At 64.9% G+C, this 21,129-nt stretch carries 17 protein-coding genes; 8 read left to right on the top strand and 9 right to left on the bottom strand.

Annotated features, from left to right (window positions below; translation table 11 throughout):
• Positions 1–186: 186 nt before the first annotated feature.
• On the bottom strand, positions 187–2,505 hold the full coding sequence (gene glyS, locus QMG84_RS12450; protein WP_281928224.1) for a glycine--tRNA ligase subunit beta: 2,319 nt from the start codon (positions 2,503–2,505) through the stop codon (positions 187–189).
• A 415-nt stretch (positions 2,506–2,920) separates the two neighbouring features.
• Here glyS and QMG84_RS12445 point away from each other — a divergent pair, with 415 nt between their 5' ends.
• The gene (locus QMG84_RS12445) at positions 2,921–4,216 is read left to right on the top strand and encodes a cell wall hydrolase (RefSeq protein WP_281928222.1); all 1,296 of its coding nucleotides are present in this window, start codon (positions 2,921–2,923) and stop codon (positions 4,214–4,216) included.
• A 255-nt stretch (positions 4,217–4,471) separates the two neighbouring features.
• On the opposite strand, the gene QMG84_RS12440 is transcribed toward QMG84_RS12445, so the two are convergent.
• Positions 4,472–5,281, bottom strand: a complete 810-nt coding sequence (locus QMG84_RS12440; RefSeq protein WP_281928220.1) for an aminotransferase class IV — start codon at positions 5,279–5,281, stop codon at positions 4,472–4,474.
• 145 nt (positions 5,282–5,426) lie between these two features.
• Positions 5,427–6,608, bottom strand: a complete 1,182-nt coding sequence (locus QMG84_RS12435) for an aminodeoxychorismate synthase component I (RefSeq protein ID WP_281928219.1) — start codon at positions 6,606–6,608, stop codon at positions 5,427–5,429.
• A 322-nt stretch (positions 6,609–6,930) separates the two neighbouring features.
• Here QMG84_RS12435 and QMG84_RS12430 point away from each other — a divergent pair, with 322 nt between their 5' ends.
• From QMG84_RS12430 to ypfJ, 3 genes are all read left to right on the top strand, one after another.
• A complete protein-coding gene (locus tag QMG84_RS12430; RefSeq protein WP_202073558.1) occupies positions 6,931–7,755 on the top strand; it encodes a TIGR00282 family metallophosphoesterase in 825 nt (274 codons plus the stop codon).
• Between the two features lie 319 nt (positions 7,756–8,074).
• Positions 8,075–10,279, top strand: coding sequence for a TonB-dependent receptor (locus tag QMG84_RS12425; RefSeq protein ID WP_281928217.1), 2,205 nt, complete (start codon positions 8,075–8,077; stop codon positions 10,277–10,279).
• Between the two features lie 390 nt (positions 10,280–10,669).
• Entirely contained in the window at positions 10,670–11,566 is an 897-nt protein-coding gene (gene ypfJ, locus QMG84_RS12420) for a KPN_02809 family neutral zinc metallopeptidase (RefSeq protein WP_281928215.1), read from the top strand.
• Here the strand turns inward: ypfJ and QMG84_RS12415 are convergent, their stop codons facing one another.
• Entirely contained in the window at positions 11,567–12,082 is a 516-nt protein-coding gene (locus tag QMG84_RS12415) for a transposase (protein WP_281928213.1), read from the bottom strand.
• Positions 12,083–12,204: 122 nt separating this feature from the next.
• Here QMG84_RS12415 and QMG84_RS12410 point away from each other — a divergent pair, with 122 nt between their 5' ends.
• From QMG84_RS12410 to QMG84_RS12400, 3 genes are all read left to right on the top strand, one after another.
• Positions 12,205–13,743 (top strand): NAD(P)H-hydrate dehydratase, encoded by a 1,539-nt coding sequence (locus tag QMG84_RS12410; protein ID WP_281931997.1) that lies wholly within the window; start codon positions 12,205–12,207, stop codon positions 13,741–13,743.
• Between the two features lie 162 nt (positions 13,744–13,905).
• The gene (gene can / locus QMG84_RS12405) at positions 13,906–14,553 is read left to right on the top strand and encodes a carbonate dehydratase (RefSeq protein ID WP_281928212.1); all 648 of its coding nucleotides are present in this window, start codon (positions 13,906–13,908) and stop codon (positions 14,551–14,553) included.
• Positions 14,554–14,761: 208 nt separating this feature from the next.
• Complete coding sequence (locus QMG84_RS12400) at positions 14,762–16,327, top strand: SulP family inorganic anion transporter (protein ID WP_281928210.1); 1,566 nt, start codon at positions 14,762–14,764, stop codon at positions 16,325–16,327.
• 196 nt (positions 16,328–16,523) lie between these two features.
• Here the strand turns inward: QMG84_RS12400 and QMG84_RS12395 are convergent, their stop codons facing one another.
• Both QMG84_RS12395 and QMG84_RS12390 read right to left on the bottom strand, forming a co-directional pair.
• Positions 16,524–17,282 carry a glycerophosphodiester phosphodiesterase family protein gene (locus QMG84_RS12395; protein ID WP_281928208.1) on the bottom strand — a complete coding sequence of 253 codons (759 nt, stop codon included), beginning with the start codon at positions 17,280–17,282 and terminating at the stop codon, positions 16,524–16,526.
• The gene (locus QMG84_RS12390) at positions 17,279–17,761 is read right to left on the bottom strand and encodes a RidA family protein (protein WP_281928206.1); all 483 of its coding nucleotides are present in this window, start codon (positions 17,759–17,761) and stop codon (positions 17,279–17,281) included. Before QMG84_RS12390 ends, QMG84_RS12395 begins: the two co-directional genes overlap by 4 nt.
• A 113-nt stretch (positions 17,762–17,874) precedes the next feature.
• On the opposite strand from QMG84_RS12390, the gene QMG84_RS12385 reads away from it, so the two are divergent.
• Positions 17,875–18,693 (top strand): cell envelope integrity EipB family protein, encoded by an 819-nt coding sequence (locus QMG84_RS12385; protein WP_281928204.1) that lies wholly within the window; start codon positions 17,875–17,877, stop codon positions 18,691–18,693.
• A 281-nt stretch (positions 18,694–18,974) separates the two neighbouring features.
• Here QMG84_RS12385 and QMG84_RS12380 read toward each other — a convergent pair whose 3' ends face one another.
• Genes QMG84_RS12380 through QMG84_RS12370 form a run of 3 tightly spaced genes read right to left on the bottom strand, consistent with a single transcriptional unit; the run spans position 18,975 to position 21,128 of the window.
• Positions 18,975–20,024 carry an SGNH/GDSL hydrolase family protein gene (locus QMG84_RS12380; RefSeq protein WP_281928202.1) on the bottom strand — a complete coding sequence of 350 codons (1,050 nt, stop codon included), beginning with the start codon at positions 20,022–20,024 and terminating at the stop codon, positions 18,975–18,977.
• A 22-nt stretch (positions 20,025–20,046) separates the two neighbouring features.
• Positions 20,047–20,289: a hypothetical protein gene (locus tag QMG84_RS12375; protein ID WP_281928201.1), complete on the bottom strand. Its 243-nt coding sequence runs from the start codon at positions 20,287–20,289 to the stop codon at positions 20,047–20,049.
• A 44-nt stretch (positions 20,290–20,333) separates the two neighbouring features.
• On the bottom strand, positions 20,334–21,128 hold the full coding sequence (locus QMG84_RS12370; RefSeq protein WP_281931996.1) for a DODA-type extradiol aromatic ring-opening family dioxygenase: 795 nt from the start codon (positions 21,126–21,128) through the stop codon (positions 20,334–20,336).
• Between the last annotated feature and the right edge of the window lies 1 nt (position 21,129).

The raw sequence follows: 21,129 nt of genomic DNA, 5'->3' as shown, positions 1-21,129 counted from the left end.
TTGTCCCGGCCATCCACGCCGAGGGATACGGCCCACCTTGGACGTGCTGATCGGTAGGCGAGGTGCCCCGTCGTAACTCATGCCCAAACGCTCTGGCATCTGCATGGCGTGGATGGCCGGGACAAGCCCGGCCATGACGCGGCTGCGAGGCGAGGGTGTGTTACGTCCGGCGTAGGTGCGCCTGCCTCAGGCCGTCGCCTCGCCTGCGACCTTGCCGAAATCCGCCACGCCCATCATCACGCGGCGCAACTCGGCGAGCAGGCGCAGGCGGTTGAGGCGCAGGTCGGCGTTTTCGGCGTTCACCGTCACCTTGTCGAAGAATTCGTCCACCGGCTCGCGCAGCTTGGAGAGCGCGCGCATGGCGCCGGCGAAGTCTTCCTTCGTGAGCCGCTCGGCGGTCTCCTCGCCGGCGCGGGCGATGGCGGCGGCGAGCTTGTGCTCCTGCGGTTCGATGCGCAGATTCGGCGCGTGGCGCTGGGCGTAGGCCTCGGGGCCGTCCTTCTTTTCCTCGGCTTTCAGAATATTCACGGCGCGCTTGAAGCCGGCGAGCAGGTTCTTGCCGTCGTCGGTGGCGAGGAAGGAATCGAGCGCTTCGACTTTCTTGGTGATCATGAGCAGATCGTCCTGAAGCGGCGCGGCCGCCTCGCCGTCGGCGAGGGCCACGGCGCCGAGCGCCGCGTCAATGAGATCGTAACGGGCGCCCTTGTCGCGCAAGTAGACCTTGAGGCGATCGACGAAAAATTCGAGAAGACTTGGGATGAATGCACCGTGAGGCTGGTGCCAGACGATAGCGTCGTATTCCCAGCCGCTACTGCTTTGCATATTCTTCAGCTTCTCAAATTCCTCATCGGTGCCAAAAACACGGCCGAACTGAGAGTAATTTTCTAGGATCAATTTCTCGCTTTTGTTGAATATTACTAAGCGGTCTGCGACGAGGCGATTTAGCTGATGAATTTGATTGACGTAGATTTTATAGGACTCGTATAGCGCCCGCCCGAGTGGCAGCCGCAATTCATTCTCCAGCACCAATTTGACCAGTCCTAGCGCGGCACGCCTAAGGGCATAGGGGTCCTTGCTGCCGGTCGGCTTCTCGTCAATCGCCCAGAAGCCGACCAATGTATCCAGCTTGTCGGACAGTGCGACGGCGATGGATACTGGATCGGTCGGCGCGTAATCTCCCTGGCCTTGCGGCTTGTAATGCTCATAGCAGGCGTTGGCGACAGACGGGTCTGCACCCTGTGCGGCAGCGTAATAGCTGCCCATCAGGCCTTGCAGCTCGGGGAATTCGCCGACCATTTCCGTAACGAGATCCGCCTTGCAGAGCATCCCAGCGCGTTCAGCCTTTTCCGGAGCGGCACCGACGGTTGGCGCCAACTCCTTCGCTCCTGATGCGATCCGGCTCACGCGCTCGCCTTGCGTGCCAAGCAGCTTATGGAAGACGATCTGGTCGAGCTTGGGCAGGCGCTCTTCGAGCTTCGTCTTCAGATCTGTCTCGTAGAAGAATTTCGCGTCCGACAGGCGCGCGGCGATGGGCCGCTCATTGCCCGCGACGATGGTCGCACCATGGTCGCTCGCCTCGATGTTCGAGACGAGGATGAAGCGATTGGCGAGGGTTCCGTCCTGCTTACGCAGCACGAAGCACTTCTGGTTCACGCGGATCGTCGCGCGAATGACTTCCGGCGGAACCGAGAGGAAGCTTTCGTCGAAAGACCCCATCAGCGTCACCGGCCATTCGACGAGGCCGGAGACTTCCTCCAGAAGCCCCGCGTCCTCGACGAGCTCAAGATGCTGCGCGAAGGCGAGGTCTTTGGCGTCATGCAGAATAATGTCGCGCCGGCGGTCTGGGTCGAGAACGACCTTGGCGCGCTCCAGCGACATGGCGTAGTCCTCGAAGCGCTTCACGCGTATTTCGCCGGGCGCCATGAAGCGATGGCCGCGCGTGAAATCGCCCGACTTTATGCCGTCGACCTCGAAGGGCACGATCTCCGGCGTCTCCGTTTCCGGGCCGAAGGTCGCGATAATGGAATGCAGCGGGCGCACCCAGCGCAGGCTGTCGCTGCGCTCGGAGGCCGCGCCCCAGCGCATGGATTTCGGCCAGGGAAAGCTCTTGATGATCGCGGGCAGGAGGTCGGCGAGCACCTGGATGGTCTCGGCGCCGGGGCGCTCGATGACCGCGAGGTAGAATTCTGCGCCCTTTTTATCCTTCTCGATCTTGGCCTGATCCAGCGAGGCAAGGCCGGCGCTTTTCAGAAAGCCGGCGACCGCCGCCTCGGGCGCGCCGACGCGCGGGCCTTTGCGCTCCTCGCGCACGTCCGGCTGGCGGCCGGGCAGGCCGACCACCTGCAAGGCGAGCCGCCGCGGCGTGGCGTAGGCGGCCGCGCCCTCATAGGTCAGGCCGCGCTCGACAAGCGCATTGGTGACGAGCTTCCTCAGCTCGTCGGCCGCCTGCCGCTGCATGCGCGCGGGAATTTCCTCGGAGAAGAGTTCGAGCAGAAGGTCGGGCATTTATTCGTCCTGAATCTCGGTGGGGAGACCCGTACAGCGGCGGCGGAAACATGTCGAGGCTTGTCGAGGGGGTGGACCGGGGCATCCGGCAAGGACTTCCTCTTCCTGAGGAGCCGCCGCAGGCGGCGTCTCGAAGGACGAGGAAGTCCGATCACGCCATATGTTCCTCTCCTTCGTCCTTCGAGACGGCCTCTGCGAGGCCTCCTCAGGATGAAGGAGAGGAACATACGGCGCCCGCCCTCCGGCGCCGCGTATCAGCTATGCGCGGTTAGGCGCCTCATTCTGGCACGCGGGCGCGGCGCAAGCCGAAACGCTTCCGCAAGCCTAATGCTCCGATAATCAAACTCACAAAAATTTTCGCATTGCGACGCGCGGCCCGCGACGGCCCGCGGCCGCGTCAGATGCGGGTAGGCTTATGCGTCGTCGGTCGAAATCGCGTCGGTTTGTTGGCGTGCTGGCCCCCTGGGCCGTCAGCGTGATGGCGCCTTGGGCGCTCGGCGTCGGCGCGCTCGTCTCCTTCACCGCGAGCGCCGGGCAGGACACCGTCGGCGACTGGAATGTGGCGCCGCTCACCGCCCGCGCCCGCGCCGCCGCCGCCCCGGCGACTTTGCAGCTCGCGTCTTTCGGCGAGATCGCCACGGGCGAGCTTGGCCTCTCCGGCCAGAGCCGCGCGCTGGCGCAGAGCGCGCGCCTCATGGTGGGCGCGCCGGACGAGATGCGCTCCATCCCCGACGAGCGCGAGCCGCATGTCGACTTGAAGCCCGACGTCAAGGATTTCCCCGAGGTCGACCGAACCCATAAGGGCGATCCCGTCATCGCCATGCGGCCGACTTTCGAGACGCGCGTGATCAACCCGGCCGCGCTCGGCCTTGCCGAGCCGGCGCGGCTGACGTTCCGCATCGAGGGGAAGCATGCGGCGCGCACAAGCCTCGCGCTCGCCCCGCGCGGCGCGCTTCCGGGCGACGACGCGATCTATGAGGCGGAGGCGGAACGCGCCGAATCGCTGAACACGACGCAGACCCAGAAAGCCACGGCGGCGGCCTCGCCCTCGCAAAACGCTTCGAAAGCTACGCCGCCCGTCGCCGAGCCGCCGCGCGAGACCGCCAATCAGGCGCTGGCCGATCGCGCGCTGCATGGCGCGACGCCATCGGTTTCGCGCGCGGTTGCGCTCAGCTCCTCGACGCCGGCCCAGCCCGATGCGGTGCCGATCGAAGTGTCGTCCTTCCCCCGCGCCACTCTCGCGCTCGGCGCGCCCGACAAAGCGGGGCGGCCCGATTACGCCGCGCTCATCGATCGCGACAGCATGGATCGCGAGCGGCGTTGTCTTGCCGAGGCGGTTTATTTCGAATCGCGCAGCGAGCCGGAGGCCGGTCAGGCGGCAGTGGCGCAAGTGGTGCTCAACCGCACGCAGAGCGGGCTCTATCCGGCGTCGATCTGCGGCGTCGTCTATCAGAACCGGCACCACTATAAGGCGTGCCAGTTCTCCTTCGCCTGCGAAGGCAAGTCGCTGCGCATCACCGAGCCGGAATCATGGGCGACGGCCGTGCGCATCGCCAATGAGGTGATGGACGGGCGCACCTATATCACCGACGTCGGCCGCTCGACGCATTATCACGCAACTTACGTCAAGCCGCGCTGGGCGCGCGCGCTGACTCGGATGGATATGATCGGCCGCCATATCTTCTATCGGCTCAAGCCGGGTCAGACGTGATGGTAGCGGCAGAGGCTTTGCGTCGCCGGAAGCCGCCGGTGCGCGCATAGATCGCAAACCAAATCACAAAAGCTGACGCGACGCTGGCGCAGGCGAAGGGATGCGCGAGGATCAGTTGTCTCAAAGCGTCCATGTCGAAAGCCTCACACTCAAATAATGTCGCGAGCTTCGGCGCGTCGCGGTTAATTTTTCGGCGATGCGGTCAGGGAAACGCTCCGCTTGCGAAGGCGTCGTCGGCGCGTGGTTAAGCGAAAGTTAATCGATGCGGCTGGCGCGCACGAGGCCGCGCACGGAGTTTCCGAGGTAGAACTCATCCCCCAGATCATCGAGCCGCAAGACCGCTTCGCGGGCGCGGCCCTGAGTAATGAGGCTCGCGCGCAGCGTCCCCGCCAGCAATCCGCTCGAAAGCGGCGGCGTGAGCAGAATGTCCCCCGAGGGAACGAAGAGATTGCAGCGCGCGCTCTCGCATAGCTCGTCGCGCTCATTGAGGAAGAGAACCTCGTCCGCGCCGTGGCGCTTTACGGCCTCGGCGAGCGACTCCTCATAGAGGGCGCGTCGCGTCGTCTTGTGGCGCAGCAGGGGATCGTCGGAGGAGAAACGGCGCTCGGCGAGAGCGACGCGCCAGATGGTTTTGGGCGGGATGAGATCGATGGGCGTGGCGGAGGTCTCGATCGAGCCGTCGCGCGATAGAACGAGACGCACCCGCAATCGCAGGGCGGGAGCCGCAATCTGCTCCCTCTCCCGCAAAGCGGGGGAGGGTTGGGGAGGGGGAATATCAGCCTCGGCTGGCTCAGGGTTGAAAGGCCCCCTCCCTGTCTCTCCCCCGCTTTGCGGGAGAGGGGACGCGGTTGCGGCGTTCGGGCTCAAACCGGAAACGATTTCGGCGAGCGCCGCCAGAACCTTCTCCTCATCATGCCGAAACCCCAGCGCCGCGCTCGACGCCGCAAGCCGCGCCAAATGCTCCGGCAGCAGCGCGAATCCGTTTTCCTGCGTCCACAGCAGCGTTTCGATCAGGCCGAAGTCGGAGCCCTGGTCGGAATCGGGCAAATGGCGGTCTGGCGTCATGAGCCCTGATCCCTCCCCTTTAGGGGGAGGTCGGCGGCCGAAGGCCGTCGGGTGGGGTTCTCGCAGCAACGACGGCAATGGGTGGCTGGGCCCCACCCGACCCCGCTTCGCGGGGCCACCCTCCCCGTAAAGGGGAGGGATCGGCTCACGCCCCGCGTTCGCTCGTCCCCGTCAGGAATCGGGCCTTGATCAGACATTCCTCATACTCTTCGCGGGCGCGGGAATCGGCGACGACCGCCGAGCCGACATTGCAGACCAGTTCGTGATCGGGAAAGAGCGTCAGCGTGCGGATCGCGACATTGAAGCGGATGTCGCCATCGGGCGCGATGAGGCCGAGCGAGCCGCAATAGACCCCGCGCGGCGCGCATTCGAGATCGCGGATGATCTCCATGGCGCGTATCTTCGGCGCGCCCGTCACCGAGCCGCAGGGGAAAAGCCCTGTGAAGAGATCGGCCAGCGTCACGTCGTCCCGCAGCCGCGCCTCGATGCCCGAGGTCATCTGATGCAGCGTCGGGTAGGTTTGCACGGTGAAGAGGTCCGTGACCTTCACCGAGCCGACCTCCGCGAGACGCGAGAGATCATTGCGGAGCAGATCGACGATCATCAGGTTTTCGGCGCGCGACTTCTCGTCCTCGACGAGATATTGCGCGCGCGCCATGTCCTCGGTCGGCATCACGCCGCGCTGCGCCGTGCCCTTCATCGGCCGGGCGCGGATGGACCGTCCCTGCGCCTCGAAGAAGACTTCGGGCGAGAGCGAGACGACCGTCTCCTCGCCCAGCGCCACGACGCCGCCATAGGCGACCGGCTGGCGCTTGCGCAGACCGCGATAGAGCGCCAGCGGGTCGCCCTCGTAGCGGCCGTAGAGCGGGAAGGTGAGATTGATCTGATAGACGTCGCCCGCGAAAATATAGTCGCGACAGGCCTGGAAACGCTCGGCATATTCGGCCTGCGACCAGGCGGGCGTCAGCGGGATGTAGGGCGCCGGGGCGTCGGCCGGCGGCAGGGTCCAGGGCTGCGGCGCACGGAAGGCGCCAAAGAGCAGCAGCGGCGTGCGCGAGCGCGGCGTCGTCTGCGTCCAGAATTTGGGCTCCAGCGCATAGCCCAGCTCATAGCTGGCGTAGCCGGCGAGATAGAGCCCGCGCTTCGTCGCCGCCTCCATGCGGGCGAAAGCGTCCTTGGCCTCGCGTGGCTCGCGGGCGACGATGATTTCCTCCGGCTCGCTGAAGAGCAGGGTGCGGCCGTCGCGCCCGTCCTCGAAGACGACATAGGGCCGCGCCGGCGCGTCGGTGAGCGTCGGAGAAATTGGGCTGGCGGCGACGTCGGGCATTTTGGGCGGGGCTCGTTTCACGATTATGTTACAACACAACAGGGCGATTGGGCGAAGAGCAATCTTGCAGTTTCGGCGCCTCGATCTGCCCTTTGCGGGGAGATGGGCGCTGGATTGCTTCGTCGCTACGCTCCTCGCAATGACGGCGCTGAGTTTTCCCTGACAGCCTGGATCGCCCCGACACATCAGACGCCCTCACCTATGAAAGGGCGGACGTTTTCGCAATCGGGAAATCTTCCCAGCGGCTTAGAACAAGTTTTGCTCTGTGGCCCTTTGCGGGCTATTGAGGATCATGTCCACTGGCCCCAAAAACGCGCAACCCATGCGCATCCTCTTCGTCGGCGACGTGCTCGGCCGCGCCGGCCGCGCCGCGGTGGTCCGCTATGTCCCGCGGTTGCGCGAAAAATGGGCGCTCGATTTCGTGGTCTGCAACGGCGAGAACGCCGCCGGGGGCTTCGGCATCACCGAGTCGATCTGCGAGGAGATGCTGATGGCGGGCGTCGATTGCGTGACGCTCGGCAATCACGCCTTCGACCAGCGGGAGACGCTTGTGTTCATCGAGCGCCAGCCGCGCCTGCTGCGGCCGATCAACTATCCGCCGGGCACGCCGGGTCGGGGCTCCAATCTCTTCACCGCGGCGCGCGGCCAGCAGGTGCTGGTGATCAATCCCATGGGCCGCGTCTTCATGGACGCGATCGACGACCCCTTCGCGGCGATGGAGCGCGAACTCGGGGCATGCCCCTTGGGCGTCGCCTGCGACGCCATTATCGTCGACATGCACGCCGAAACCTCGAGCGAGAAGATGGCGCTCGGCCATTTCGTCGACGGCCGCGCCTCGCTGGTGGTGGGCACGCACACCCATGTGCCGACCGCCGACGCGCAAATCCTGCCGGGCGGCACGGCCTATCTCACCGACGCCGGCATGACCGGCGACTACGACTCGGTGATCGGCATGGACAAGGAAGAGCCGATGCGCCGCTTCATCCGCAAGACGCCGGGCGCGCGCTACGAGCCGGCGAGCGGTGAGGCGACCTTCTGCGGCGTGGCGGCGGAGATCGGCCCCGACGGTCTCGCGACGATGATAACGCCCGTGCGGCTCGGCGGCCGGCTGAAGCGCGAATGGCCGCAGGAGTGGGGCGCGCCGTGAGGGCGGGCGGCGAGGGCGAGCAAGGCCGGGCGATGGGGTAATTGCGATCCGGCTGCGCGCTTGAGTCAGATCCTCAATTCCGGGACGCGTCATGCCGGGCTTTCCCTCGGACAAGCGGGGCCATGAAGCGGTAAGCGACATGAAGATGCGCGCATACGACCACCTTTGCCGGGCTCCGCGCCTCGATATAGTATAGACTTCCGATAGATTATGTGTACATCGACAAAGCCTAGGCGCGCTACTTCCGACTAGCGCCCCGGAAGCGTAATGTTATATTGTTACATGAGTCGCGCTGCTCTTATTATCGGACGATCCTCCCATGTCGCCTTTTCGCCTTCGGCGTTTGCTTGCCCTCGCCGCCATCGTCGGTGTCGTGGTTCCGAACGGGCCCGCCTTTGCGCAGCGGGCGCTGCCGACGATCGAGGTGGGCGCGGCGCATCGCCAGCGGACGACGGCTCCCAGGCGGGACGTCGCCGCGATGCCGCGCCAGGCGCCGGTTTCACCGCAGGCCGCGCCGGCGCCGTCCGAGTCAACCGCTGACAAACAAACGGCGCGGCTCGACCGGCTGCTGCCGAAAACCGGCGCCAATGTTTACCGGCTCGACCGCAGCGCGATCGAGTCGCTGCCGCAGGGCAATCAGGCGACGCTCGATCAAATCCTTCTGCAAAGCCCCGGCGTGACGCAGGATTCGGCGGCGGGCGGCAATTTCCACGTGCGTAACGAGCACGGGAATGTTCAGTATCGCGTCAACGGCATTCTCTTGCCCGACGGCGTGTCCGGCGGGTTTTCGCAGGTGATGGACACGGGCTTCATCGGCTCCGTATCGCTCATCACCGGGGCGCTTCCCGCGCAATATGGACTGCGCACGGCCGGCGTCGTCGACATCGTGTCGCGTCCGCCCCCACCGACGCCGGGCGGCAACGTCAGCATCTATGGCGGCAGCCACGCCACCGGACAGAGCGCTTTTGATTACGGCGCCCAGGGGGGCCGTTGGGAAGCCTTCGCTTCGGGCCGGCTGACCATGAACAATCTCGGCCTCCAAAATACGACGCCTGGCCATGAGGCGCTGCACGACCGGACGCGACAGGGACGGTTTTTCGGCTTCGCCTCCTATGCGATCGACGAGTCGACCAAGCTGAGCTTCATCACCGGAACCTCCGTCGTCGGCTATCAAATCCCCAACAATCCCGGCCAACCGCCGCAGTTCGCGCCCTATGGGGTCAACTGGTTCGACTCGGGCAAGCTCAACGAAAATCAGGTCGAACGCACATACTACAACGTGCTGGCGCTGTCGAAATCCACAGCCGAGCTGGACGCTCAGATCTCCTATTTCTCGCGTTACTCGGCCGTCCATTACGTGCCGGACGCGATCGGCGATCTCATTTTCAACGGCGTCGCGTCCGACGTCTATCGCGCAGGCCTCGTCAATGGCCTGCAGGGCGACGCCGCCTACCGTTTGGGCGACCATACGCTGCGCGGCGGCTTCACCGTCAGCGGCGAACAAACCAAGGTGATCAACTCTTCGCTCGTCTTCCCGCTCGACGCCGACGGCAACCCGGGCAACACGCCGATCGGCGCCTATGACCCTAACATCAAACTTGGGTGGCTCGCGGGCGTCTATGCGCAGGACGAGTGGAAGCTCACCGATAATCTCACGCTGAACGCAGGTCTGCGTTTCGACCAGATGTGGCAGTTCGTGACCGCCAACCAGTTGAGCCCGCGCGCGTCGCTCGTCTTCAAGCCGGTCGAAGGCACAGAATTCCATGTTGGCTATGCGCGCTATTTCACGCCGCCCGCGCAGGCTCTCGCGGCGCCGACCAATCTCGCGGTCTACGCCAATACGACCCAGCAGGCGGAGATTCCGCTCTCGAGTCCCGTGCGGCCCGAGCGAGCGCATTATATCGACGTCGGCGTGACGCAAAGGCTGACGCCGCAGCTCGAAGCGGGCGTCGATTTCTATTACAAGCGGGCGAGAAACCTCCTGGACGACGGCCAATTCGGACAAGCCTATGTCCAGACCGCTTTCAATTACGCCCGCGCCTATAATACGGGCGTCGAGTTGAAGGCGCTTTTCCGCGACGGAGATTTTCGCGCCTACGCCAATCTCGCCTGGGCGCGCCAGCGCGCAACTCAGGTAACGTCGAACCAGTTCCTTTTCGGTTCGGACGAGATCGACTACATCTCGGGCCACTACATCTACACTGACCATGCGCAGACGCTGAGCGGCTCCGCGGGCGCTTCCTATGTCTTCTGGGGGACGCGCGGGTCCGTCAGCATGATTTACGGCAGCGGCCTGCGCAGCGGCTTCGCCAACACCACGCACGCCTCGCCCTATACGCAGCTCAATCTTGGTCTTGCGCGTGAGATCGGAACGGTTTTCGACCGGCCCCTGACCTTGCGCTTCGACATCGTCAATCTTCTCGACCACGCCTATCAATTGCGCGACGGCTCCGGGATCGGCGTCTTTGCGCCGCAATACGGGCCGCGCCGGGGCTTTTTCGTCGGGCTGAAACAGGCGTTTTGAGGGGTGGATCGACACAAGCTGCGGCACACGTCATGGCCGGGCTTGTCCCAGCCACCCACGCCGCGCGAATACAGACGCTTGGCATAGGTCGCCTCTTGGCATGAGCAGTGCTTCGAAGCATCGTGAAGCCCGCCCGCCCTGAACTTCATCGGAAGCGACAACGTGTCCTGCAAGGCTGTGCCCCTCGGCGTGGGTGGCCGGGACAAGCCCGGCCATGACGGTTCCCCAAATTTGTCACTCCCAAGCCCCTCGCGGGGAGGATGGAGGATGGGGAAGGCGCGGTGATGAGCGCCTCGTGGAGAGGCCTGTCCGCCCCGCCGTCTACCCATAGCCGCGAAGGTCCATTAAATAGCCCGTGACCGCCAGCTGCGGCGGGAGCGGAGCCAGCCTATGAAGTGGGAAGATTTACAGACGTCTGAGAACATCGAGGACCGCCGCGGCGAAGAGGGCGGCTACGGCGGGGGCCCGAGCGTCGGCGGCGGCGGCATTGGCCTCGGCACGATGGTTGTTCTCGGCCTCATCGGCTGGGCGCTCGGCATCAATCCGGCGGTGCTCATCGGCGGCGCGGAGATGCTCAGCAAGATGCATGGCGAGCGCGGCCAGATCGCGCAGCAGGAGGAGCGCCCGCATCAGACGTCCAAGCCGACCGATCAGATGGGCCTTTTCGTCTCAAAAATACTCGGCTCGAACGAGGATGTGTGGGCGGCGGTGCTCCCTGAGCAGAAGGGCATCGCGTTCAAGGCGCCGCGCCTCGTGCTCTTCGACGGCGAGACGACCTCGCGCTGCGGGCAGGCGCAATCGGCCATGGGGCCGTTCTACTGTCCGCTCGATCAGCGCATCTATCTCGACACCTCCTTCTTCCGCGACATGAAGCAGCGCTACGGCGGCGGCGGGGATTTCGCCTATGCCTATGTCATCTCGCACGAGATGGGGCATCACATCGAGAACCTCCTCGGCATTCTGCCCAAGGTGCAGCGCGCCCAGGCCCGCGCCGGCAGCCGCGCCGAGGCCAATGCGCTCTCCGTCCGCGTCGAGCTGATGGCGGATTGCCTCGCGGGGGTCTGGGCGAAGAACGGCGACGCGCGCAGCCATTTTCTGGAGGAAGGCGACGTCCAGAAAGCGGTGGCTTCGGCCCAGGCGATCGGCGACGACCGCCTGCAGAAGGCCTCGCGCGGCTATGTCGTGCCGGACAGCTTCACCCATGGCTCCTCGGCCCAGCGCACCGAGTGGCTGATGCGCGGCCTGAAGAGCGGCAGGATCGACGCCTGCGACACCTTCGGTCGGTGATCAGAAGGTGCGGCGCGCGCTGCTTGAGAGCTCCGAGCAGCGCAGCCGCCTGGCGAGGCGCGAAAGATCGGCGCTGGCCTGCGCCCGCAGGGCGCTTTTGCGCGCGATGATTCCGGCCGGCGCGGCCAGCCTCGGGATAAGCCTTGTGACGAGCGACGCAGGCGCGGCCCGCAGCACATAGCAGCGATCGCCGCCGCCATAGGCGAAGGCGTCGTTCACCTCGTCGACGAAGCCGCGCTCGACGGCATAGCCCGCATTCAGTAGCAAAATTTTTTCCCGGCGCGCGGCGGCGAGCGCCTGCGCGAGCCCTTCCGACATTTGCTCGGCCTCGACCAGCTCGCAGCCCGCTTCATCGGCCACCTTATCGAGCCCGCGGCCGGGCGCGCCGGCGAGAACCGCGTCGGCGACGAGACCTTCGACGCAGGCCTCGACCAGCGAGGCGAGGCTGCGCGTGACGGCGTCCCGGCGCAGCGGTTGGGCGTGTGCGTCATAGGCGAGGAGAATGGCTGTCAACATCGCGACAATGCATAGCCTAAACCGCTGCGCGACGGAATGTGGCGCCAAATAAAGAGGCTTTCGCCTCATTTGCCTGGCGCCGGCCATTGCGCCCGCCGCCGCCATCGGCCACCATCCCGCCCATGCCGACGAGTCCCTTTCCGCTCGAGCTCCTCACGACCGAACAAATGGCCCGCGCCGATCGGATGACGATCGAGAGCGGCGTGCCGAGCATGGAGCTTATGGAGAGCGCCGCAGTGGCGATCGCGCGGGTCACGAGCCGCATTCTCCAGCGCACCAGCGGGCGCCGGGTGCTCGTGCTCTGCGGTCCGGGCAATAATGGCGGCGACGGCTATGTGGCGGCGCGGCTCCTGAAGGCGCAGCGCTACAAGGTGCGCGTCGCTTCGCTCGTGCCGCCCGACCAGTTGCGCGGCGACGCGGCGCGTGCGGCGGCCGGCTGGACCGGCACGCTTTTGCCGGCGGAAGAATGCGACTTCCACGGGGTCGATCTCGTTATCGACGCGCTCTTCGGCACGGGCCTCGCGCGCGATCTCGATCCCGACGCCCAGGCGCTGGTGAACCGCCTCAACCAATGGCGCCGCGAAACCAAGCAGAATGTCGTGGCCGTCGATATTCCGAGCGGCGTCGACGGCACGACAGGAGCGATCCGCGGCGCGGCGGTCGAAGCGGACGAGACCATCACTTTCTTTCGCGTGAAGACCGGGCATCTGCTGCTGCCGGGCCGGCTGCGTTGCGGCAAGCTCACCTGCGCCCATATCGGCATCCGCGCCTCGACCCTCGAATCAATGGCGGTGCGGACCTTCGTCAACGCCCCGGATCTGTGGCTGTCGGCGCTGCCGCGGCCGAAGGTGGACGGACATAAATATACGCGCGGCCATGCGCTGGTCGTATCGGGCGGCGCCTCCTTCACCGGCGCCGCGCGGCTTTCCGCTGCGGCCGCTTTGCGCGCGGGGGCGGGGCTGGTCACGCTGGCGAGTCCGAGCGACGCTTTGCCGGTCAACGCCAGCGCGCTCACCTCCGTCATGGTGCGGCCGGCCGACGGCGCCGCTGGCCTCGCCGCGGTGCTGGCCGACGAGCGCAAGAACGCCGTCGCCATCGGCCCAGGCCTCGGCGTCAGCGAAGAAAGTTGCCGGCAGGTGGAGGTCGCGCTGACGCCGCAGGCCTATCGCCGCGCCGCCGTGCTGGACGCCGATGCGCTGACGAGCTTCGAGAGCGACCCTTTCCGCCTGTGGCGCGCGACCCGCGCGGCGCCGGGCCCCGTGGTGATGACGCCGCACGCGGGCGAATTTGCGCGGCTTTTCGCGGAATGTAACGCCGATTGCGCGCTGCGCTCGAAGCTCGACAGGGCGCGCGACGCCGCGCGGGTGAGCGGGGCGGTCGTGCTGTTCAAGGGACCGGACACTGTGGTCGCCGCGCCAGACGGCCGCGTTTCCATTCTGCCCTATGCGAGCCCCTGGCTCGCCACCGCCGGCTCGGGCGATGTGCTGACGGGAATCGTCGCCGGCCTCCTCGCCCAGCGGATGGACGGGTTTTTCGCCGCCTCCGCCGCCGCCTGGATGCATGCGCGCGCCGCCGAGATCTTCGGGCCGGGGCTAATCGCGGACGACATAATCTCGTCGCTGCCGCAGGTTTGGCGGGAGCTTTATGGCCCCGTCAAATGAATAAGTTTTAATCTGATAAAATAAGTCTGGCGCTGTAAAAGAAGAGTAGTGGAACCATGACCTTTCGCCCCCTGGCGCTTGCGCGTGTCTCTTCTAGGGCTAGGTTGCGTCCAACTGCGTGCGCTGCGGTCTATAAGAGTCACAATAATCAACGACGGGCGGATGATGAAAGCACACGATAAGCTCCTTCTGGAAAACAAGGCTTGGGCGCAGGAAGTTCGTCGTCGGGAGCCCGACTATTTCGAGCGCCTCGCGCGTGGCCAAGACCCCGAATTCCTTTGGATCGGCTGCGCCGACAGCCGTGTGCCCGCCGATATCATCGTCAACGCCGAGCCGGGGCGCATCTTCGCGCATCGCAATATCGCCAATCAGGTGATCGTGACCGACTTCAACTGCCTCGGCGTTGTGCAATATGCGGTCGAGGTTTTGAAGGTCAAGCATATCATCGTCTGCGGGCATTATAACTGCGGCGGCGTGAAAGCGGCGCTTTCACATCAGACGCCCGAGTTGATGCTCGTGCACAAATGGCTGCTGCACATCAGGGACGTCTATCGCCTTCACAGAGAAGAGCTCGACGCTCTCGGCTCTTTGGACGATAAGGCGGACCGCCTCGTCGAGCTCAATGTGATCGAGCAGGTCAATAATCTCTCCCATACGTCGATTTTGCAGAAAGCCTGGAAGGCGGAGCGGCGCCCGATGGTGCATGGCTGGGTCTTCGGCGTCGAGGACGGGCTGTTGAATCAGCTCATTACCTTGGGGCCGGAGAGCGAGATCGACCCACTCTACAGATGGGAGGACGCACCGCACTAATTCCTAGTTTTTCCAGCGATTTGGCGTTTCCTCTCCTTCCTCCCGAGGCGGCTTCGAAGGGGCCCTCGAGGACGAGGGAAGGGGAAAATAGCGCGATCGGCTTTCTCGTCATGAAGACGTCGTCTGTGACGGCTCTTCAAAATGAGGGAGTTTCTTGCGCGATTCGCCCTGCTATTGAACCCAAGCGACTGAACAGGAGACTTCAGCCGTGCTTCGCAAACATCTGGACTACTACCTACGTTATCTCGACCACGACATTCCGGCGGGGCTTGTCGTCTTTCTCGTGGCGTTGCCGCTTTGTCTCGGCATTGCCGTCGCTTCCGGGGCGCCGCCGTTTTCGGGGGTCATCGCCGGCATCGTCGGCGGGCTCGTCGTCTCGATCGCCAGCGGATCGCAGCTCAGCGTCTCGGGGCCGGCGGCCGGCCTTGCGGTCATCGTCGCGGCCGCGGTCGAGAAGCTCGGTTTCGACGGCATGCTGCTCGCTGTCGCGCTTTCTGGCCTCATCCAGGTCGCCATGGGCTATGTGCGCGCCGGCGTGATCGGCGCCTATTTCCCGTCGTCGGTGATCAAGGGCATGCTCGCCGCAATCGGCGTCATTCTGATTATGAAGCAATTGCCGCATGCCGTCGGGTACGATGCGGACGCCGAGAGCGATCTGTCCTTCCTCGAGGGGGACAGCCATACAAGCTTCTCGTTCCTGACGTCGGCCTTGCAGTCGATCTCGCCGGGCGCGACCCTCGTCGCCTGCGTTTCGCTTGGCATTCTCATCCTATGGGAGACGCCGACGATCAAGGAGCGCAAAATCCTCTCGCTTGTGCCCGGCCCGCTGGTCGCCGTCATTTTCGGCGTGTTCTTCAACCTTATTGCGCGGTCGGCGCTTCCTTCGTTGGCGATTGCGCCGCAACATCTGGTCGGGCTGCCCGTGATCTCCGGTCCGTTGGAGTTCTTTCGCGAGTTTCACTTCCCCGATCTCCATCTGCTCGCCAACGCACAAGTCTATGTCACGGCCGCGACGATCGCGCTCGTCGGCAGCCTGGAGACGTTGCTGAGCCTGGAGGCGGCCGATAAGCTCGATCCTTTGAAGCGTACGGCGCCGCCGGACCAGGAGTTGAAGGCGCAGGGCCTCGGCAATTTCATATCCGGAATGGTCGGCGGCCTGCCGATCACGGCGGTGATCGTCCGCAGCTCCGCGAATATCAACGCCGGCGCCCATACCAAGGTCTCGGCCGTCGTGCACGGACTGTTGCTGCTGCTGGCCGTGATGTTTCTTTCCTCGATTCTCAACATGATCCCGCTCGCTTGTCTCGCTGCGGTGCTGCTGCTCACCGGCTACAAGCTCGCCAAGCCGAAGTTGACGATCGAGCAATATGAGAAGGGATTCGACCAATTCGCGCCCTTCGCCATCACGATCGCGGCGATCCTCCTGACCGATCTGCTGGAAGGCATGGCGATCGGCATGGCGGTCGGCATTTTCTTCGTGCTGCGGGGCAATTATCATTCCGCCTTCGCGCTCACTCGCGACGGAAGCAATTATCTGCTGCGCTTGCAGAAGGACGTGTCCTTCCTCAACAAGGCGCCGTTGCGAGACATTCTCGACAGCATCGAGCCGGACAGCTACGTCGTGATCGACGGCACGCGCGCGACCTTCATCGACCACGACATTATGGAGACGCTCGACGATTTCTTCAAAGCGGCGGGCGACGACAATATTCGCGTCGAGCTGAAGAATATGCGCGGGCTGGCGCCTGTGAACGGGCTCGTGGCGGCGGCCTGACGAAACTGCGGCGGCAAGTGATGGCGCCTGCCGCCGCTGCTCGGCTTGAATAGCTAGCGCTGGGACCTGTCATTCCCGGCGGGCTGAAAGCCCGACCGGGAATCCAGAGCCACAGTAGCTCGTGTTGCTCTGGATTCCCGATCGCTCGCTTTGCGAGCGTCGGGAATGACAGCGGCGCGGTTGGCCATGCAACGCCCTACGGCCTGAATTTCTCGAAGACGATTTGGTCCGCCCATTGCCGCGCGACAGTGGCTTGCGCGGCCGAACGGATCGTCCACACCGTTACGGGAATGCCGAGCGCTTCGCGTGCGAGGAAGGGAATGGCGTGCGGAAGATCGGCGGCGTTCCAGGAAAGAAAATCCGGCCGCGTGCGCGGATAGTGCAAAAAATGAGTCATTTCCGCGCGCCGTTGGGGCGTCAACATCGGCCAGTCGGCTTCGGCGTAGCCGGCTTCGCCGACGACGCCGAGCGGGATATGGGCGACGCCGAGCGCTTCTCCCTGCGCGCGCAAGAATGCGATCAGCTCCGGATCGAAGCTTTCGACCACAACAGGCCCATCGTAATGCGCCAGCCTTTCGGCGACGCGCTTTGCGACAGTCAGATCGCCGTCGAAGTCACTCTTCAATTCCACAACGAGCGGCGTGCGGCCGCCGATCGCTGTGAGAAAGGCGTCGAAAGACGGAATGGTCTCCGATGCGCCGCGCAGCGCCATCGCTTCGAGGCTTTGCGTCGTATAGTCGGCGACCCGGCCGGCATGCGCGGTGAGACGCTCCAGCGTCTCGTCGTGAAAGACGACGAGACCGTCTTTCGTGGCCTGCACGTCGCATTCGATCGCGCAGCCCGCGGCGATCGCCGCGCGCGCCGCGCCGATTGAATTCTCGACAAGCCCGCCGCCATGCAAGCCGCGATGCGCGATCGGCGTGGCGATAAGCCAGCTAAGGTCTTTTCCCGTCACCCGAGAATCTCGAAAATGCCCTCGACCTCGACGGCGGCGTCGAGCGGCAGTTGCGCGACGCCCACGGCGAAGCGCGCATGCTTGCCATTCTCGCCCAAAACGGCGGCGAAGAGATCGGAGGCGCCGTTGACGACTTGCGGCACCGGCCCGAAATCGGGCGCGCAATTGACATAGCCGCCGATGCGGACCGCCTTGAGCCGAGCGAGATCGCCGACGGCGGCGTTGGCCTGCGCCAGAACATTCAGCGCCGCCTGCCGCGCCGCCGCTTGTCCGTCTTCGAGCGACACGCCAGCGCCGAGCTTGCCCTTATGGGCGGGATCGACTCCGCCGGCGCCCATGGGCAATTGGCCGGAGACGAAAAGGAGATTGCCCGTTCGCATAAAAGGAACGTAATTCGCCACGGGCGCGGCCGCGGCGGGCAGAACGAGCCCGAGCGCGGCAAGGCGCGCGGCGGGCGTATCGCTGGCCGAATTCGACATGGTCGGGTTTCCTTCTCTGTCCAGAAAACATTTGCTCCGGCGTCTGGCTGACCCTAATTTCAACCCTCCCGCGACGCAACGGCGGCGCATGATTTGCCGGGTGACATCCTCTCATGATTTCCAAGCGCGCGCTCTTCGTCGTCGTCTCACTTGCCTTAAATCTGCCGGCGGCTCTGGCCGAAGAGGCGCCGCCGCTCGCGAGCCACCGCGCGGTCTATGAGCTGACCCTGGGAAAGGCGACAGGCTCTAAGGCGCCGTCGCAGGCGCGCGGGCGCATCGTTTTCGACTTTGCCGCCTCCTGCGACGGCTATGTGCAGAATTTTCGCCAGATCACCGAGCTTGTGCCCGAGGAAGGCGCCACAAAGCTCTCGGACATGCGCTCGGCGACGTTCGAGTCGCTCGATTCGAATGAATATCGCTTCAAGATAGAGACCAAGGTCGACAGCACCTCGGCCGAGCAGGTCGACGGCAAGGCGCGTAAGGAAAAGGGCCCGCGCGTCGCGGTCGATCTCGCACGCCCCAAGCGCGCGCAGCTCGACATCGCCGGACCTGCCTTATTCCCGAGCGAACATCTTCGCCGCATCGTCGACGCCGCACGCAAAGGAGAGCAGCTCCTCGAAGCGCGCGTTTATGATGGGACAGGCGAAGGCGACAAGGCGTTCGACACGCTCACGGTGATCGGCAAGCGCTTGGAGACGCCGGCGGCCGAGAAGGCCGTGCAGGCAAACGCGCTCAAGGGTATGCCGCGCTGGCGCGTTTCGGTTTCTTATTTCGAGCCGGGCAAGCGCGACGGCCAGCCGATCTATGTTCTGTCTTTCGATCTCTACGAGAATGGCGTCTCGCGCGCGCTGACGCTCGATTACGGCGATTTCGTTCTCAAGGGAGAGATGACGGAATTGACTCTCCAGCCGACGGCCGTCTGCAAGAAGTAACGCCATTTCCGTTTGAACAGATGGCGTCGGGGCCGCCTCGCCGTCATTGCGAGGAGCAAAGCGACGAAGCAATCCAGAGCCACGCGATGGCCCTGGATTGCTTCGCTTCGCTCGCAATGACGGCTCCCCCATGCGAGCCGTTCAAGCAGAAATAGGGTCATTCACGACGCTCTCGTATGAGCGAGGGAATCCAGAGCAAACGTGCGCTATGGTTGCTCTGGATTCCCGATCGGGCCTTCGGCCCGTCGGGAATGACAGGCTCGGCCTCGCGTGTTGTCTGGTTACCCGACGCTGCGAAAGAAATCCTGCAGGCGTTCGACGAACGTCCGCTTTCGCCAGAAGATGACGCCGTGAATATCGAGCGTCTGCTTTTCAAAAGGCGCGATGGATGGCGCGATGAGGAGCCCGCGGTCTTCGGGCAGGCGCATGAGATCGCGCTCGTTTTCCGGCATGGCGATCTCGATTTCGCCGCGCGAGAGGATGCGCCGGGTTGGATAGTGGAGCAGCATCAGATGGCGCACGAGTTCCTGCATCTGCGAGCGCGGGCTTTTGCGGAAGGCGGCGTTTGTTCCTTGGATTTTGAAAACGCCGCTGTCGTCGCTCGAGCGCAGCATCAGCCCCGCAAGGCGTCCCTCGCCAGGCCAGACGCTGGCGCCGCCGCGCGAAATTTCCAGGAAATCGCCGTCGAAAACGCGCGACGACAGCGCCCGCAGGGCGCAGGGCCCTTGGAAACGCGCCTCAGCCGCATCGACATAGGAGAAGCGCGCCGGCGCGGAATGTCGGTGAGCTGGCGCCGGGACGCCTAAGCGTAGCGCAGCGAGCAACGCATCCGCGATGCGTTTTGCGGCGCCAGTCGTCAGATGGTTTTCGTCCTGGAATTGCGCCGGCCCCAAGCGCCGCTCGAAGACCTCGGACAGCCATAGCGCGGCGACGGACCTTCGCTGCGCCGCCTTGCGATAAATCTTTTGCACGCACGTCTTCGCGCGACGCTGGCGGTCGGCAGGGCGCGGCTCCAAGCATAAAAGGAACAAGCCGATCCCCGCGTCGGCGCAGAAGTCCATGACGGCCTCGAGCGCGTCCTCGATCAGCGCGGGATCGAGGACGTCGGCGTCGAGAAGAAGAATATCGTTGAGGCAATATTCGAAGACGATGAGGTCGGGCGGTTCGGCGCCGTCGCGCGCGCGCTTGAGCAACGCCATCAAGCCATAGAGCGAGCCGACCGCGCCGAGAAAGCGGTTCTCGACCTCGTGATCTTGGGCGCGCTCGGCGAATTGGACGGCCCAGCCGTCCTTGATGCCCGCATTGGAGCCGCCGAGCAGGAGGATTTTCACGCTGCAGCCCTCGCGCGCTCGATCAAGGATCTCTCGCGGCGCCGGCGTTCAGGCCGCCGTAGAAGCCGCTCCAGCCTGCGTGGGGCTTTTCCTCTTTCTTTGTCATGGGTTCGATCGGCCGGCCGTGGAGCGGAATATCCGCCTCCCGTCCGCGCTCGGCCTTGGGGCCGCGCATGGCGGGAGCCCGTCCGAGGGCGTCCGTGGCGAGGGCAGGGGCGGCGGCCGCTATGCCTGCGCTCAGGAGGATCGCGAAAAAGCGCGTCATGGCGGCTTCCTGCCATCAAAGGCGGGATGGCGCAAGCTGAGCGCTCAACCCAAGCGGTAGCTCGACGCCGTCACGCCGCCGAACAGCCCCACGTCATGATAGACGCGGACAGCCGTCTCGGCCTCGGCTGCGCCGAGCGCGACGAAAAGCGGCGCGAGATGGTCCTCGCGGGGATGGCAGATGCGGGCGTAAGGGGCCTTGGCCCAGTCTATGATGGCTTGTCTGCGCACATCGGGCGCCGCCGCGAGCGCCGCGGCGAGCCATTGATCGAAAGCCTCTGACGGCTCCCGCGCCTGCGGGCCAAAGAGGCGCAGATTGTGGTAGCTGAGGCCCGAGCCGATGATGAGGACGCCTTCCTCGCGCAGCGGCGCTAAAGCGCGGCCGAGCGCAAGATGCTCGGCGGGATCGTAGCCCGTCTTGAGCGACACCTGGATCGCCGGGACGTCCGCCGCCGGATACATCGCATAGAGCGGCACGAAGGCGCCGTGATCGAAGCCGCGCGTCTCATCGAGCCGCGCGGGTAGGCCTGCGGCGCGGATGAGGTTTGCGGCGCGCGCGGCCAACGCCGGCGCGCCGGGCGCGGGATAGACGATGTCATAAGTCTCTGGAGGAAAGCCGGAATAATCATAGACCATCGGCGGCTGGCGCGCCGACATCACTGCGAATTCCGGGCTTTCCCAATGGCCCGAGACGACGATGATCGCCTTCGGGCGCTCGCCGATTTCGGAGGGCATGCGGGCGAAAGCGGCTTCGAGATTGACGAAGCGGCGGCGCCATTCGGGAACCCACGGCCAGGGGCCGCCGCCATGGGAGACGAAATAAGTCGGCAGTCTCAAGATG

The sequence above is a fragment of the Methylocystis iwaonis genome (assembly GCF_027925385.1).
GTDB classification, from domain to species: domain Bacteria; phylum Pseudomonadota; class Alphaproteobacteria; order Rhizobiales; family Beijerinckiaceae; genus Methylocystis; species Methylocystis iwaonis.
The sequence above is the reverse complement of the archived record's forward strand: the minus strand, read 5'-3'. Positions and strand labels throughout refer to the sequence as shown.

Excerpts from the sequence above, each read along its gene's own strand:
- glyS (WP_281928224.1), bottom strand. The coding sequence starts at position 2,505 with ATGCCCGACCTTCTGCTCGAACTCTTCTCCGAGGAAATTCCCGCGCGC.
- QMG84_RS12445 (WP_281928222.1), top strand. The coding sequence starts at position 2,921 with ATGCGTCGTCGGTCGAAATCGCGTCGGTTTGTTGGCGTGCTGGCCCCC.
- QMG84_RS12440 (WP_281928220.1), bottom strand. The coding sequence starts at position 5,281 with ATGACGCCAGACCGCCATTTGCCCGATTCCGACCAGGGCTCCGACTTC.
- QMG84_RS12435 (WP_281928219.1), bottom strand. The coding sequence starts at position 6,608 with ATGCCCGACGTCGCCGCCAGCCCAATTTCTCCGACGCTCACCGACGCG.
- QMG84_RS12430 (WP_202073558.1), top strand. The coding sequence starts at position 6,931 with ATGCGCATCCTCTTCGTCGGCGACGTGCTCGGCCGCGCCGGCCGCGCC.
- QMG84_RS12425 (WP_281928217.1), top strand. The coding sequence starts at position 8,075 with ATGTCGCCTTTTCGCCTTCGGCGTTTGCTTGCCCTCGCCGCCATCGTC.
- ypfJ (WP_281928215.1), top strand. The coding sequence starts at position 10,670 with ATGAAGTGGGAAGATTTACAGACGTCTGAGAACATCGAGGACCGCCGC.
- QMG84_RS12415 (WP_281928213.1), bottom strand. The coding sequence starts at position 12,082 with ATGTTGACAGCCATTCTCCTCGCCTATGACGCACACGCCCAACCGCTG.
- QMG84_RS12410 (WP_281931997.1), top strand. The coding sequence starts at position 12,205 with ATGCCGACGAGTCCCTTTCCGCTCGAGCTCCTCACGACCGAACAAATG.
- can (WP_281928212.1), top strand. The coding sequence starts at position 13,906 with ATGATGAAAGCACACGATAAGCTCCTTCTGGAAAACAAGGCTTGGGCG.
- QMG84_RS12390 (WP_281928206.1), bottom strand. The coding sequence starts at position 17,761 with ATGTCGAATTCGGCCAGCGATACGCCCGCCGCGCGCCTTGCCGCGCTC.
- QMG84_RS12385 (WP_281928204.1), top strand. The coding sequence starts at position 17,875 with ATGATTTCCAAGCGCGCGCTCTTCGTCGTCGTCTCACTTGCCTTAAAT.
- QMG84_RS12375 (WP_281928201.1), bottom strand. The coding sequence starts at position 20,289 with ATGACGCGCTTTTTCGCGATCCTCCTGAGCGCAGGCATAGCGGCCGCC.